Source organism: Shewanella rhizosphaerae (genome assembly GCF_019457655.1).
Classification (GTDB): domain Bacteria; phylum Pseudomonadota; class Gammaproteobacteria; order Enterobacterales; family Shewanellaceae; genus Shewanella; species Shewanella loihica.
The window spans coordinates 26,696-40,872 of sequence record NZ_CP080420.1 but is presented as its reverse complement, the minus strand read 5'-3'; the positions used below and the strand labels follow the sequence as shown (position 1 = coordinate 40,872).

Here is a 14,177-nt window from a genome sequence, read left to right as displayed (position 1 = left end):
CTAGGTTCGTGTGACCCCGAGATTAGCCTCTGCGCCGGGAAGTCCTGGCCTTAGTCTATGCTGACCTGGCCCTGAATATTGTCGAAGCTAAGGCTACCTGAGCCCGCGTCTATGATGTGAAGCCCCTGAGTGTCCACCACACGGATGCCGCCAGAGCCATCGTCTATGGTGACCTTACCCTGAACGCCTCTAACCTCTATGGCACCCGAGCCGTCGTCTATCTCCACATCTCCTTGTACCGAGGCTATGGTCAGGCTGCCTGAGCCATCCTTAACCTGGATATCGCCCGCCACATTGGTGAGGGTAATGCTGCCCGAGCCGTCATCTATGATGAGCTTTTGGCCGCCATCTATCTCGATAGCACCCGAGCCGTCTTCGATCTCCATATCCGCCTGCACGCCGCGAATGACAATGCTGCCTGAGCCGTCATGGATATCCAGTTTGATTCCAGCTGGCACCTTCACCAACAGATCTATGTAGGGCGACTTACCGTTTGAGAAGCTGGCGCGGTGAAAGGCATCGAAGTTGGCGACCAGCTTGGCCTTGTTGCCGCTGCGGGTGAGTGTCAGTTCGGGCTCGGCGCCATCAAAACCATAAATGTCGGCATCCAGGGTGATCTTCTCAACCGAGGCGTCGCCCACTATCTTCAGGCTACCGGCGCCGGTATCGGCAACCAGTGTCTCCAGCGACTGAGCATCCAGCGTCAGCTGCGTCTGCTTGTGATAGTCGAAATCGTCCCTTCCCGCACTGTTCACATTTACTATGCAACCAGTGAGGCCAAATACCAGTACCGTCGCTATAGTCATTACACGAGCCAACATAAACACCTTCCTTAATCTCTGTTAAAGTCATTTGAACCGCCTCGATGGGGCGGCTTAGATAGCCCAACTAAGCAGATAACATGCCAACAAGTTATCTAATTGTTTTTGCTATGTTATTATCTTGCTTAACCGATTTTTGGATGGTGATGCCACCACCCGATTCGTAGGATTAGTTACTATTTAGTGAAATACTTCATCAACTTATGAGACGCGCAGTGGATTATCTGACCCTAAATCGAACGGCCTGGAATCACAGGACCCTAGAACACCTGGACTCCAGCTTCTACGATGTGGATGGCTTTCTCGCCGGCAACAGCTCGCTGCAGGAGATAGAGCTAACAGACCTTGAGGTAAAGGGAAAAAGCCTACTGCACCTGCAATGCCATTTCGGCCTGGACACCCTCTCCCTGGCTCGCCTGGGCGCCGAGGTTACTGGCGTGGATCTCTCCGACACCGCCATCCATCATGCCAGGCGACTGGCCGAGGCCTGCGGCCTTAAGGCCGACTTTATCTGCAGCGATCTCTATCAGGCGGGCGCGCAGCTGCAGCAGCAATTCGATATGGTCTACACCTCCTATGGCGCCCTCTGCTGGCTGCCAGATTTAATCCCTTGGGCAGAGTTGATTTATGAATCGCTGCTGCCCGGTGGTGAGTTTTATATGGTGGAGTTTCATCCCGTGCAGGCAATGATGGAGGGTTACAGTTATTTTGCCCAGCAAGAGCCCGATGTCGAGGAGGAAGGCACCTATACGGAAAACGCCAGTGACACCAAACACACCATGGTGACCTGGCCCCACTCCCTGGCCGATGTGATAGGGGCGCTCATCCAAGCCGGACTCAAGATCGATGCGATTCAGGAGTATCCCTTCAGCCCCTATGATGCCTTCGATAATCTGGTGACGGGCGAGAGCCTTGGGCTCTCAAGTGACAGGCCCAGGTATTATCAGCTACATCAGGGCAAGCCGATCCCCATGGTCTACAGCCTGTCGGCCCGTAAACCTGAGTAATCCTTCAACTAGGGATGAATAAACCGACATAAAAAAAGCAGGCCTGGCCTGCTTTTTTGTTTAGTCTCTGAGCACGGGATAGACCCTGTACTGCTTATCAAAATAGGGGCTACGCTCGTAGAACCAGCGCAGTCTCGCCTCGGCATCCTTGGCAAATTCAGGATCCTTGAGCGCCGCCTCAAACTCGGCCGCCAGGGACGCGTCCTCCTTGAGCATCTTGACCGCCAGCGGCTCTACCGCGTAGTGCTCGATATATTCGGTGCGGGTAAAGACAGGATTGAAGAAGCCCCACTGCAGCAGCGAGTCGGGTGACTGTGGCTCCAGCAAGAGGATAGCCAGATCGCCGAGGGGTTGCTGTGTGCAGATCTTCACCGTGCCCGCCGGCAGCGCCACCTTAGCCTTATGGCTCGACACAGGAGCGGATACCCGCTGGCGTCCCTCGTAATCCTTGGCGTCGAACACTGGCTCTCCGAATCGATATTGCGTCAGGGTCAAGGTCTTAGGCTGCTCCAGACGCGTCATGCGTATGCCATGAATGCTCAGACGCTCGATCACCTCCTGCCACTGAGGCGGAATATAGTAAGCCTTGGGACGATTCACCTTAATGTCTGCGCGTGTCTTACCTATCACGGGAAGGTTCTGGTACAGCTTAGGCTCGCCGGTCCAGCGCACGACCGTCTCGCCGCTGATGGGGCTCTGCTCCAGGCGATAGTCTATCCCCTTGAAGTCCCATCCCTTAGGCTGGTTCTCCGACTGCCAGGTCAGTGTGATGCGGTCGCTGTAGCGATAACTGTCCTGCTTGATGGCGCTGCGCAGCGCCGTGCCCTGCTCGCCCAGCACCTCCAGGGTCGAGGCCAGCATCACATAGGTGCCAAGCACCCTCTGCTTGAAGGGCTTGAGGCTGTGGTTCTCGATCAATATTGTTGGCAGATGGCGGGCATCGCCATAACCGTTAGAGTAGCGTGGGCTGGCGTTCCACAGGGAGAGCCCCTGGCTCAAGTCGCGATTATCGATGGCAAATACCAAGGGGCCGGGCACATGTCCCTGGGCGCTGAGCGCCTGCTCGATTTTGGGACGATACTTGTCGTTAAGCCAGCGATAGCTGGCGGGACTCAGCCCCTGGGCCAGGTTATAGCCGAAGGTGACATCATACTGATAATCTATGCCGTCGGTGACATGCACGTCGATATAGAGATCCGGCTGCCAGCGATTAATCGCCGCCAACATGTGCTGCATCTCCAGGGTATCGGCCTTGGCATAGTCGCGATTAAGGTTGAGATTATTGGCCGTGGTGCGCCACCCCATCTCCACCGGGCCCCTCTGATTGACCCTGTTGAACTGGCCGCTGCGCTCGTGGGCATCGACACTGAAGATGGGCACGAAGAGGAGGTTCGCACCGGTTAACAGCGCCTGCTTGTCTCCCATCACCATGTCGCGCAGCAACATCTTGCCCGCATCCTTGCCATCTATCTCGCCCGAGTGGATACCCGCCTGTACCAAGAGCGTTGGCTTGCCGTTGGCCTGCAATGCATCCGGCGTCGCCGCGCCCTCCTGGCTCGCCACTATCATCCAGATATCTCGCCCCTGAGGACTCTTACCCAAGGAAACCTTGCGGAGCTTGTCGCAGGTGGCGAGCAGCTTATCCAGCCAGGCGAAGGTGTCGTCATAGCTGGGGCTGGACTTGAGACCGCCCTGCTCGAAGGGCGTCGCCCAAGGGTCATCGGCAGCGCGCAGCAAGGCTTCGCTGGCGCCGTGCCAGGTGATGCTCGGCGGCAAGATGGCATCATTGATATAAGTCTTATTTAACGAGATTTGGGCCGGTTGAGGGCCGCTGGTCTCCGCCATGGCGGATGCGCCGAAGGCGGCGAGACAGAGGAGCGTAGCGCGAGAATATAGGGACATCTTAAGTTACCTAACGGCTTATTATTAGCCGATTATCTTTCAATAAATAGCCAGCAAGTGCAATACGTTAAGGACTTATTTGCACAGAATAACTATGCGGCACAACAGGTGCCTTGAGCAAAACCCATTTAGATTGAACAAAAATTAAACCTGAACGGCCAACAGCCCCTAAGGCAATAAAAAGCCCGGTCAATACCGGGCTTTTTGACGAAATGGCTAATGCCTATTCTTGTGGTGTCGAATCGGCAGCCTGAGTTGCGGCGCCCTTCTTCTCGCGCTTGCTGAAGATACGCTCGACGATCACGAAGAAGATAGGGATAAAGAAGATCCCCAGGAAGGTCGAACTCATCATGCCGCCCAATACGCCGGTACCGATTGCATTCTGGCTACCCGAGCCAACGCCCGAGCTGATGGCCAGGGGTACAACACCCAGACCGAAGGCCAACGAGGTCATCAAGATAGGACGCAGACGCACACGCACCGCGTGCAGGGTCGCTTCCACCAGACCCGCGCCCTTCTCGTAGAACTCTTTGGCGAATTCGACGATCAGGATGGCGTTCTTGGTCGCCAGACCTACGGTAGTCAACAGACCCACCTGGAAGAACACGTCGTTAGGCAGGCCACGACCATTCATCGCCAGCAAGGCACCGATGATCCCCAATGGCACTACCAAGATCACCGCGAACGGCACAGACCAGCTCTCATACAGGGCCGCCAATACCAGGAAGACCACCATGATAGACAGGGCATAAAGCGCCGGCGCCTGGTTACCCGAGAGACGTTCCTCGTATGACAGGCCGTTCCACTCGACGCCGAATCCTGGCGGTAACTTGGCTACCATGGCCTCGATGTCGGCCATGGCCGCACCCGTACTATAACCTTGTGCCGTACCGCCCTGGATGTTCATCGCAGGCAGACCGTTGAAACGCTCTAGACGCGGCGAACCATATTCCCAGGTACCTGTGGCAAAGGCCGAGAAAGGCACCATCTCACCCTGGCTGTTACGTACATACCAGGTATCGAGGTCTTCCGGCTGCATACGGTACTGGGCATCGCCCTGTACGTAGACCTTCTTCACACGACCACGGTCGATGAAGTCGTTCACATAGCTACCACCCCAGGCAGTCCCCAGCACGCTGTTAACCGCGTCGATATCGATACTCAGGGCGCGAAGCTTGGCGTGGTCGATATGGATGCGATACATAGGCGCATCTTCCTGACCGTTTGGACGCACACCCACCAGATTAGGATTCTGCGACGCCATGCCCAGCAGCATGTTACGGGCCTCGAGCAGCTTCTCATGGCCTTGGCCATTTCTGTCTTGCAGATAGAAATCGAAACCGTTTGCCGTACCCAGCTCGATCACCGCAGGCGGTACGAAGGCAAACACGAAGGCTTCCTTCATCTGCATGAACATGCCCATGGCACGTCCGGCGACCGACTTAACGTCTTGACCCGGACCGGTACGCTCAGACCAGTCTTTCATGCCAACGAAGGCCAGACCCATGTTTTGACCACTACCGGCGAAGCTGAAGCCTGATACGCTAAATACCGACTTGACGCTGTCGCCCGTCTCGTTGAGATAGAAGTCGGAGATCTTGCTCATCACCTTCTTGGTCGTCTCTTGGGTCGAGTTGGTCGGCAGAATAGCCTGAGTAAACAAGATACCCTGGTCTTCGTCCGGTAAGAAGGCGGTCGGCATGCGCATGAAGATCCAACCCACGGCAACCGTCAGGGCCACGTAGATCAACATGACGCGACCGGCGCGCTTGATCATCGCCGCCACGCCAGCCTCGTAACGCGAGGTCATCTTGTCGAAGGTGCGGTTAAACCAACCGAAGAAACCCGTCTCGACCGCATGGTGGCCCTTGGCAATCGGCTTCAGCATGGTGGCACACAGGGCCGGCGTCAGGATGATCGCCACCAGCACAGAAAGCGCCATCGCCGATACGATAGTCACGGAGAACTGACGATAGATCACACCGGTCGAACCCGACATGAATGCCATAGGCACGAATACCGCCGACAGGGTCAGACCGATACCCACCAGGGCGCCGGTGATCTGATCCATCGACTTCTTAGTGGCCTCTATCGGGCTCAAGCCGTCTTCGGACATCACACGCTCGACGTTCTCTACCACCACGATGGCGTCATCCACCAGCAGACCGATGGCCAATACCATGGCGAACATGGTCAGGGTGTTGATCGAGAAGCCGGTAGCCGACAGGATGGCGAAGGTCCCCAGCAGTACCACAGGTACCGCGATGGTCGGGATCAGGGTCGCACGGAAGTTCTGCAGGAAGAGATACATGATCACGAATACCAGTACCACGGCTTCCAGCAGGGTATGCACTACGCCCTCGATCGATTTCTCAACGAAGGGGGTGGTGTCATAGGGATAAACCACTTCCAGCCCTTGCGGGAAGAAAGGCTTCATCTCATCGACCTTCTCACGCACGCGCTCGGCGGTCGCCAGGGCATTAGCCCCAGTGGCCAGCTTGATCGCCAGACCGGCAGCCGGACGGCCGTTATAGAAGGACTCTACCGAATAGCTTTCCGAACCCAGTTCGACTCGGGCCACATCTTCCAGATAGACCTTGGCGCCCGACGGATCGGACTTGATGATGATCTTTCTAAACTCTTCGGCCGTCTGTAGACGACTCTGAGCCGTTACCGTGGCGTTGAGTTCCTGACCCGCAATAGAGGGCGCACCACCCAACTGACCCGCAGACACCTGAGCATTCTGCTCACGAATCGAGGCCATGATGTCCAGGCTGGTGAGGTTGTATTGCGTCAGCTTGAGCGGGTCTAGCCATATACGCATGGCGTACTGGGCACCGAACAGCTGGATCTCACCCACACCAGGCACACGACTCATAGGGTCTAAGATGTTAGAGCCCACATAGTCGGAGATATCATTCTTCTCCAGCGAGCCATCCTGAGACACGAAGCCCAGTACCATCAAGAAACCCGAGCTGGATTTGTTGACCTTAACCCCTTGTGCCTGCACCTCTTGCGGTAGCAGCGGCATCGCCAGCTGCAGCTTGTTCTGCACCTGAACCTGGGCGATATCGGGATCGGCCTCGGCATTGAACGTCAGGGTGATCTGCGCGTTACCAAAGCTGTCACTGGTGGACGAGATGTAACGCAGATGGTCGATACCCGTCATGCGCTGCTCGATCACCTGGGTCACAGTGTCTTCCATGGTCTTGGCAGACGCACCCGGATAGATGGCGTTAATCACCACGGTCGGCGGCGCAATACTCGGGTACTGCGACACGGGAAGCTTCATGATAGAGAGCACCCCGGCCAACATAACAATAATTGCAATCACCCAGGCAAAGATAGGGCGATCGATGAAAAAACGAGCCATAACTTTACCTTACTTCTGTGGTTGCTTGTCTGATTGCATCTCGCTGAGTGGTTTACCCACCACAGGGGCGCCCGGACGTATCTTCTGTAATCCCTCGACAATCAGCTGATCGCCAGCCTTCAAGCCGCTGGTGATGCGCCACTGATGATCGATCACCTCGGCGGTCGTCACGACTCTTGGCTCGACCTTGCTCTCGGCGCCAATCACCATGGCAACGGCCTGACCCTTGGTATTACGGGTAACCGCCTTCTGCGGCACCAAAATCGCCTTAGGATCTGTACCCGCGTTCAATACGGCACGCACATACATGCCAGGTAGCAAGACGCCATCCGGGTTAGGGAATTCTGCCCTTAGGGTTACCGAGCCAGTGTTTTCATCGACACTCACCTCGGCGAATCTGAGAGACCCCATGTGCTCATATTCCGTGCCATCTTCCAGGATCAGACGTACATCGGCATTATCAGCCGCCTGCAGTTGTCCCTGCTTAAGCTTGGCCTTGAGACGTAGCAGCTGAGCACTGGATTGGGCGATATCGACGTTGATAGGATCCAGCTGTTGAATCGTCGCCAGTGCGGCGCTCTGATTCGCGGTCACCAGGGCACCAGCAGTCACGGAAGACTTACCGATACGGCCCGAGATAGGCGCCTTCACCTGAGTGTATTCCAGGTTGATCTTAGCCGTGTTAATCGCCGCCTTGGCCACAGTCACATTAGCCAACGCCTCTTTGTAAAGGGCATCAGCCTCGTCGAAATCTTGTTGGCTGATGGCATCAGTCTTGATCAAAGCCTTATATCTGGCAGCCTTGGCCTTGGCAGATACCAGGCTGGCATTGGCACGGGCCAGATCGGCCTCGGCACTGACCAGCGCCGCCTTATAGGTCGACGAATCGATCTGATAGAGAGATTGGCCTTCGGTTACCTCGCCACCCTCGACGAAGCCGCGTTCGGTGATGATACCCGACACCTGAGGACGTACCTCGGCCTCAAGATATGCCTTGCTGCGACCCGGTAGCTCAACCTGAATAGCCTGGGGCTGCTCGACAACCTGAACCACCCCAACCTCCATGCTTCTTGGGGCTGCTGCCGAATGACCTTGGTTCTCGTCCTGGCCACAACCTGTTATCCATAACGCCACACTAACTAACGAGGCAATTTTTACTATTTGCCGCATGAGAACTCCTAATCAAAGCCGCAACAAAAAACACCCATGCACGGGTAAGGCGCTATGGGGTATCTTGAGGAAGCAAAATTAAAAAAAGATTTAGAAACTATTTATCTCACACCTAGCCAAGGTCAACAAGAAGATGTGGGCGGAGATATTGTAAGTTAATGCAAATTTTTATTTTTAATCATGTTTTCTTGTTAAAAAACAGTTAAAAATTGCGTGTTTTCACCCTGTTTTAGCGTTTTTTGTGTCTAAAATGTGATCGCTGTCATCCAGGCATGATGAAAACTAACACCATATGAAACATGGGGTTAATTCAGACCTATTCATAATTGTTCACATCTTTATTTGATCAGTTCATCTGTGCCGATAAGGCCATTCACATCTTGCGCCTATAGTCGCCTCATCAGCCAAACAACAGCTAGATGAGATGAAGATGATGAAGACCTTAACCCAGTTAAAATGCTCGATACTCCTTGGCAGCCTGTTAGCCGCAAGCGGCGTCATGGCCGAAGCGCAAGACACCCAAGTCTTAGGCGGCAATATCACAGGCAAGCTGACCTTTGCCTCAGATTATGTCTTTCGTGGTGAGTCAGAAACCATGGATGGCGACATCCCTGTCGTGCAAGGCACGCTGGGGTGGGGAAATGATCAAGGGTGGTACGGCGGTGTGTATGCCTCCAACATCAAGTTTGCCGATCCAAACCTTGAAATCGTCACCGCCCCCTACATTGGTAAGGCGGGCACCTTCGGCGATTCTGGTATCACCTATGATGTCATGCTCTTCTCCTACCTCTACCCGGGCGCCTCATACTCTAACTACACAGAGTTATGGCTCAAGGTGGGTAAGCAGTTCGGCCGCACTAACCTACAACTGGAAGTGACCCCGACCGTCGATGACTGGTTTGGTGTCGATGGCTGGCAAGGCGTGAACTACGCCATCCATCCAAGCTACCAGTTCGACAATGGCATTAACTTGTCTGCCAGCGTCGGCTATCAGGATCTGGATGGTAACGGCGCCGAAGGCTGGGGCCACTGGAACCTGGGTGTCAGCAAAACCTTTGCCGGCCTGAGTTTCGATCTCAGATACCACGGCAGCACAGTGGATGAGAGCCACAAGGTTTACGGTACACAAACCAAGATTTTTGATGACCGAGTCGTTATCGGCGTCAGCAAGAGTTTCTAAGCACAGCAGTTTCCAATCTCTGCACGTCTTTGCCAGCCCTCGGGCTGGCTTTTTTGTATAGGGATATACTTATCCCCGGTGCTCAGGGATGAGCATAGAGGGGATTTGTACATGCCCAAAAATATCCCCGGTGTCCATGGCCTTTGATGTTCCCGGCATCAAATGGCATTTCCTTCATCCATGAAGGTCAGTGAGCATGGAGGGAATTTATATAGGGATATATTTATCCCCGGTGTCCATGGATGGACATAGAGGGGATTTGTACAAGGCCAAAGATATTCCCGGTGTCCATGGCCTCTGATGTTCCAGACATTTTTTGGCATTCCCCCCCTTCCAAGGAGGCCAGAATACTTATCCTAGGTATTTAGACGGAGCTAGGTTATATCCGGTTATCACCCACGCCACAGGCGAGGATACGGCTGATCTCCGCCAGAGAGCGGCCCGACTGCCCCTGCCACTCATTAAATACCTCCTGCACCTGAGTCAAACCACGTTTAGAGGTAAAACCGGCATCGATCAGTTTGTGAGCCTGAAAATATCCCTTGATATCTTCGGTCAGCAGAAAGGTATCTTTGCCTATGGTGCGCAGAAAATAGGGGCCGGTATTGCCACCCAGGCGGCAGCCCAGGCATTTCAGCTCGCCCCAGAGCCCTATGATATTATCGCTGGGCCACTGAGCAATAAATTTGGCAAAGCTGCCGTGTGCGAGCTTAATATCATGCACCATCAGGGCGTTATCATATATCGCCATGGTCTTCTTCAGGTGGCGAATCAACTCGGGGTCGCTGGCACGCTGCTGGATCTGCTCAGGCGATAGCATCAAGATCTTGTGGGGCTCGAAGTTGAAGAAGGCCGCCTCGTAGGCCGGCCACTTGTTGTCGACGATGCGCCATACAAATCCCGATTGAAATACCTTCTTACTCAGTTCAGACAGCAGCTCGGCATCCGTATACTCGGCAATCTGATCCTGAGATAACACCTCTGGCAGACGAGCGGCCAAGCCTGCTTCGCCGCCTTTGCGCTCACAGGCGCGCTGGTAAATACTGTCAAACGATTCTAATCGTGCCATAGTGTAAGCAGCTCCTTAAATGCTTGTTGAATACAGATTACGCGCCATTCAGCCATGTCGATCACCCGCCAAATGACACGAGACGACCCCGGCCAACTTTGACATATTGGTTACCATGAACAATAAATAACCCATATATGGGTTTATTTTTACAACATTAGTAAACAATAACCAAAGATGATTGCAATTGGCTTGCACCTAGGTCGGTGAGAGGCCGTTGAGGTTAATTATGGACGCATCACAACTCTATCGTATGCTGGTCTTTGCCAGTGTGGTCGAGCATGGCTCCTTGACCCGCGCCGCCGAGTCGCTAAACATTAGCCGCTCCATGGTGAGTCAACACCTAAAGAAACTGGAGCATAGATGCCAGTCGCGTCTATTAAACAGGACCACCCGCAGCCTGTCGCTCACCCAGGAGGGCCAGTCTTTTTACCGCTACTGCGCCGAGCTGCTCAAACTCGCCAAGCAGGCGGAAACCTCTCTGCAGCCAGCAGATGCCGAGCTGCAAGGCAGCATCACCCTCGCCGTCCCCCAGGCGCTAGGCGATGGAGTGATAGCCCCCATCATCAAGGCGTTTCACCAGCATTATCCCAAGGTGCATCTCTCCCTGCTGATCCAGGACAGACAGCTGGACCTCACCGAGCATCAGATAGATGTGGCGATTCAGATAGGCGCCGCCAGTCAGCCAAGTGTCAACGAGACCAGGCTGGGTCGCTTCGATGAGTATCTGGTAGCGAGCCCAGACTATGTTGCGCACCATGGCGCACCTGTGCATCCGGACAATCTCAGCCATCATCATTGGATTGGCCTGGCGGGCGACAGGCTCCCCAGGCATTGGCAGTTTGAAAACAGCGAAGGTGAGCGTGTCCGCCTGCAGCTTAGCCCTTTTATCAACTGCAACAGCCTACAGGGAACCCTGAGACTGGTGGTGCAGGGGCTGGGCGTTGCCTTACTGCCTTCTCCCTTGATAAGCCAGCACCTTGCCAATGGTCAGCTGGTACAGCTGCTGCCCGACTATCATCTGGGGCGTGGTGCCCTCTACTTGGTACATCCCTATCTTGAGGTGATCCCGCCAAGAGTCAGGGCACTTATCGAACTGCTGACCGAGCGACTCACACCGGCAGCATAAGACAGGCTAAAAAGCAGGCCAGATGCGGGATTTCGGACTAATATTAGCTTATTGGTTCTGGGCAAATGGGAGGTACATTTGATGGAACTCTTCTACCATCCCCTGTCACGATATTCCCAAAAAGTCTTGATCGCCCTCTACGAAAAACAGGCCAACTTCTATCCCAGGGTGATAGAGCTGAGCGATCCCTTTTCCCGCAACGAATTTAAGCAGCAGTATCCCTTGGGGAAATTACCCCTGCTCAAGACCCGCACCGGCGACCTCTTGCCCGAATCCAGCATCATCATAGACTACATAGACCATGAATTTGCCACCGGCACCCGGCTGCTGCCACAGGATTACTCTCAGCGCCTACAGGTGCGCCTGTACGATCGCCTCATCGACAACGACCTGAACAATCCTCTCTATCTGCTGGAACAGATGGAAGCCCGTGAAGAAGATAATCCGATTAGGGTGCGGCAGTTAGAGAAGGAGATCATGCTGCTACTAGATGAGCTGAACGACAAGTTGCAGCGGCATCACTGGCTCTGCGGCGATGCCTTTACCATGGCGGACTGCGCCCTGATCCCTTGCCTGATCCACGCCAGAAATCGCCTCAAGCTGTACCAGCTGGATCCCATCGACAGATACCTGAATCAGGCCAACACCCGAGGCGCCTGGATCCAGGTACAGGAAGAGATAGAACTCACCCGCATCGCGGTGCAGGCCGGATTTCGCCCCATTCCCTAAACCCTAATCCCAAAAAGAGTTAAGCAGGCAGGTTGCGCTCTTTCTTCAGCGTGAGGAAGGCTTTCCACTTCTCGATTTCCGGCGGTAGGCAAGGTTCGGGGCCATCGAAGCCCGCCTCCTTGAGCATCTCCTTAATCGGCACCTGCTTGCGGTTGTTCACGAACACGCCGCGCACATGCACGATACAGTGGAGGGTGTCACCGCTGACGAAGCGCTGCTCGACATAGAAGTATTTCTCGTCCCAACCCACCACTCGACTCTGAATGTCGAATTTACACAGGGGTTTGATGTCACGAATATAGGTGAACTCGGCGGCGTTGACGATCGGCAACCACTTGAGTTTCAAGAAGCGTTTCAGCAGCCCCATCTCGGCCAGCATATAGGTACGGGCCAGATCCATCAGGGCGGGATAGCGTGAGTTGGTCAGGTGCAGGTTAATGTCGCAATCCAGCGGCAAGGCGCGATAGCTGATGGTACTCGTGCCCAGAAAATCGATTCGACGACAATGACGTACCCGCCAAAACATCAACCAAAACAAACGAAAATAGAGGTTCATCTCACCCGGCTCCCTTAAATGAAGGGCAAAGGCTACCAGAGGTCAGACCAGGTGACAAGCAAGATCGCGCCGAGGCAAGGGCTGTTGCCAGGGCGCGATGAATAGAGAGTAGAGGCTAATCCTTGAGGGTCAGCATGTGCTCGGCATATAGCTTAACATCTTCCCAGTCGGTGTAATCGATCACCGCCTTAGGATCGGTTGGGCCGTCGGTGATCTTCATGATCAGCTGGATCATCCACCTGTCATACCAACGCCAGGAGGGGTAGTCCACCTTGCCGGCAATCACCTTAACGTCATTCGGCTTCCAGGGAGAGAGCTCGATAAACTTCTGCAGATACTTGTTGTTCTCGGGGATCCGTTTCTCGGGGTTACGGGCCACCACGTTGACGCTGAAGAAGCTGTTAGGCTTGGCCGCCAGCTCAGCCTGGTAGCGGGTGACAAATTCGAACACAGACTTATGGTAGCTGCCATAGAGTACGCAGGCGCCCACGGCAACATAGTCGTATTTTTCCCAATCGATATGCTCAAACTCGCCAATACGCAGGGCGTCGCAACTATGCCCTTGAGCGTCCAAGTGCGCCGCCATCGCCTGGGCAATCTTGGCCGTATGGCCACCGCGAGAATAGTAAACAATTAGTACTGAAGCCATAAGCGACTCATCTGTATCGGAAAAGAGAGCCACATTGTTGCAGCAAAGTGCGGGAGAAACCCCAAATTGGATCACAATTTAGTTAAGGTTTTTGTGAAATACACCACCAATTGGATATTTAACTCGGGGTAAAATAACTACAAAATCATGAGCAATCCTAAAAGGACACAGGTCGGCTCCCATTGAGTTACCCAGGCTGGCTGAGTATCATTGCTTTCACTTCCCCATTCAATTAGAATAATCTAATTAATCGAGTACAAGAGAGTTGCCGTATGCAAAAAGATATTGATGTAGATGCAATGGTCACCAATGCCCAGAGCGCAGCCAAGTGGCTTAAGGCAATAGCCAATCCCTATAGACTGATGATCTTGTGCCAGCTACTCGACAATGAACTGAGCGTGACACAGCTGAATGAAAACGTGCCCCTGAGCCAGTCTGCGTTGTCACAACACCTGGCGGTACTGCGCGCCGAAGATCTGGTGGCGACCCGCAAGAGCTCACAGATCGTCTACTACACACTGAAGAACGAGCAGGTCACCGAGGTGATCTCGATTCTCTACAAGCGTTACTGCGTTTAATTCCTGCGAAGATG

Annotated in this window: 12 protein-coding genes; 5 read left to right on the top strand and 7 right to left on the bottom strand. The window is 54.2% G+C overall.

Features of this window, described 5'->3' with window-relative positions; genetic code table 11:
- Positions 1–50: 50 nt before the first annotated feature.
- Positions 51–821 carry a DUF4097 family beta strand repeat-containing protein gene (locus K0I63_RS00170; protein ID WP_220082172.1) on the bottom strand — a complete coding sequence of 257 codons (771 nt, stop codon included), beginning with the start codon at positions 819–821 and terminating at the stop codon, positions 51–53.
- A 215-nt stretch (positions 822–1,036) separates the two neighbouring features.
- On the opposite strand from K0I63_RS00170, the gene K0I63_RS00165 reads away from it, so the two are divergent.
- The gene (locus K0I63_RS00165; RefSeq protein ID WP_220082171.1) at positions 1,037–1,828 is read left to right on the top strand and encodes a class I SAM-dependent methyltransferase; all 792 of its coding nucleotides are present in this window, start codon (positions 1,037–1,039) and stop codon (positions 1,826–1,828) included.
- Between the two features lie 60 nt (positions 1,829–1,888).
- Here K0I63_RS00165 and K0I63_RS00160 read toward each other — a convergent pair whose 3' ends face one another.
- From K0I63_RS00160 to K0I63_RS00150, 3 genes are all read right to left on the bottom strand, one after another.
- Positions 1,889–3,730 (bottom strand): M14 family metallopeptidase, encoded by a 1,842-nt coding sequence (locus tag K0I63_RS00160; RefSeq protein WP_220082170.1) that lies wholly within the window; start codon positions 3,728–3,730, stop codon positions 1,889–1,891.
- Between the two features lie 223 nt (positions 3,731–3,953).
- Positions 3,954–7,103, bottom strand: a complete 3,150-nt coding sequence (locus K0I63_RS00155; RefSeq protein WP_220082169.1) for an efflux RND transporter permease subunit — start codon at positions 7,101–7,103, stop codon at positions 3,954–3,956.
- Positions 7,104–7,112: 9 nt separating this feature from the next.
- Positions 7,113–8,273 (bottom strand): efflux RND transporter periplasmic adaptor subunit, encoded by a 1,161-nt coding sequence (locus tag K0I63_RS00150; protein ID WP_144202315.1) that lies wholly within the window; start codon positions 8,271–8,273, stop codon positions 7,113–7,115.
- 424 nt (positions 8,274–8,697) lie between these two features.
- On the opposite strand from K0I63_RS00150, the gene K0I63_RS00145 reads away from it, so the two are divergent.
- On the top strand, positions 8,698–9,453 hold the full coding sequence (locus tag K0I63_RS00145; protein ID WP_220082168.1) for a TorF family putative porin: 756 nt from the start codon (positions 8,698–8,700) through the stop codon (positions 9,451–9,453).
- A 379-nt stretch (positions 9,454–9,832) separates the two neighbouring features.
- Here the strand turns inward: K0I63_RS00145 and K0I63_RS00140 are convergent, their stop codons facing one another.
- Positions 9,833–10,522: a DNA-3-methyladenine glycosylase I gene (locus K0I63_RS00140; RefSeq protein ID WP_220082167.1), complete on the bottom strand. Its 690-nt coding sequence runs from the start codon at positions 10,520–10,522 to the stop codon at positions 9,833–9,835.
- A gap of 229 nt (positions 10,523–10,751) precedes the next feature.
- Here K0I63_RS00140 and K0I63_RS00135 point away from each other — a divergent pair, with 229 nt between their 5' ends.
- Both K0I63_RS00135 and K0I63_RS00130 read left to right on the top strand, forming a co-directional pair.
- Positions 10,752–11,651, top strand: coding sequence for a LysR family transcriptional regulator (locus K0I63_RS00135; protein WP_220082166.1), 900 nt, complete (start codon positions 10,752–10,754; stop codon positions 11,649–11,651).
- Between the two features lie 81 nt (positions 11,652–11,732).
- Positions 11,733–12,380: a glutathione S-transferase family protein gene (locus K0I63_RS00130; RefSeq protein WP_220082165.1), complete on the top strand. Its 648-nt coding sequence runs from the start codon at positions 11,733–11,735 to the stop codon at positions 12,378–12,380.
- 19 nt (positions 12,381–12,399) lie between these two features.
- Here the strand turns inward: K0I63_RS00130 and K0I63_RS00125 are convergent, their stop codons facing one another.
- Both K0I63_RS00125 and hemG read right to left on the bottom strand, forming a co-directional pair.
- A complete protein-coding gene (locus K0I63_RS00125) occupies positions 12,400–12,936 on the bottom strand; it encodes a thioesterase family protein (protein WP_220079531.1) in 537 nt (178 codons plus the stop codon).
- A gap of 115 nt (positions 12,937–13,051) precedes the next feature.
- Complete coding sequence (hemG, locus tag K0I63_RS00120; protein WP_220082164.1) at positions 13,052–13,585, bottom strand: menaquinone-dependent protoporphyrinogen IX dehydrogenase; 534 nt, start codon at positions 13,583–13,585, stop codon at positions 13,052–13,054.
- A 272-nt stretch (positions 13,586–13,857) separates the two neighbouring features.
- Between hemG and K0I63_RS00115 the strand changes: the two genes are divergently transcribed.
- Positions 13,858–14,163, top strand: coding sequence for an ArsR/SmtB family transcription factor (locus K0I63_RS00115; protein WP_011863834.1), 306 nt, complete (start codon positions 13,858–13,860; stop codon positions 14,161–14,163).
- The last annotated feature ends 14 nt before the right edge of the window (positions 14,164–14,177 follow it).

Bases quoted from the DNA above. Each gene is read 5' to 3' on its own strand.
- K0I63_RS00155 (WP_220082169.1), bottom strand. From the start codon at position 7,103: ATGGCTCGTTTTTTCATCGATCGCCCTATCTTTGCCTGGGTGATTGCA.
- K0I63_RS00150 (WP_144202315.1), bottom strand. From the start codon at position 8,273: ATGCGGCAAATAGTAAAAATTGCCTCGTTAGTTAGTGTGGCGTTATGG.
- K0I63_RS00170 (WP_220082172.1), bottom strand. From the start codon at position 821: ATGTTGGCTCGTGTAATGACTATAGCGACGGTACTGGTATTTGGCCTC.
- K0I63_RS00145 (WP_220082168.1), top strand. From the start codon at position 8,698: ATGAAGATGATGAAGACCTTAACCCAGTTAAAATGCTCGATACTCCTT.
- K0I63_RS00135 (WP_220082166.1), top strand. From the start codon at position 10,752: ATGGACGCATCACAACTCTATCGTATGCTGGTCTTTGCCAGTGTGGTC.
- K0I63_RS00115 (WP_011863834.1), top strand. From the start codon at position 13,858: ATGCAAAAAGATATTGATGTAGATGCAATGGTCACCAATGCCCAGAGC.
- K0I63_RS00130 (WP_220082165.1), top strand. From the start codon at position 11,733: ATGGAACTCTTCTACCATCCCCTGTCACGATATTCCCAAAAAGTCTTG.
- K0I63_RS00140 (WP_220082167.1), bottom strand. From the start codon at position 10,522: ATGGCACGATTAGAATCGTTTGACAGTATTTACCAGCGCGCCTGTGAG.
- K0I63_RS00125 (WP_220079531.1), bottom strand. From the start codon at position 12,936: ATGAACCTCTATTTTCGTTTGTTTTGGTTGATGTTTTGGCGGGTACGT.
- hemG (WP_220082164.1), bottom strand. From the start codon at position 13,585: ATGGCTTCAGTACTAATTGTTTACTATTCTCGCGGTGGCCATACGGCC.
- K0I63_RS00160 (WP_220082170.1), bottom strand. From the start codon at position 3,730: ATGTCCCTATATTCTCGCGCTACGCTCCTCTGTCTCGCCGCCTTCGGC.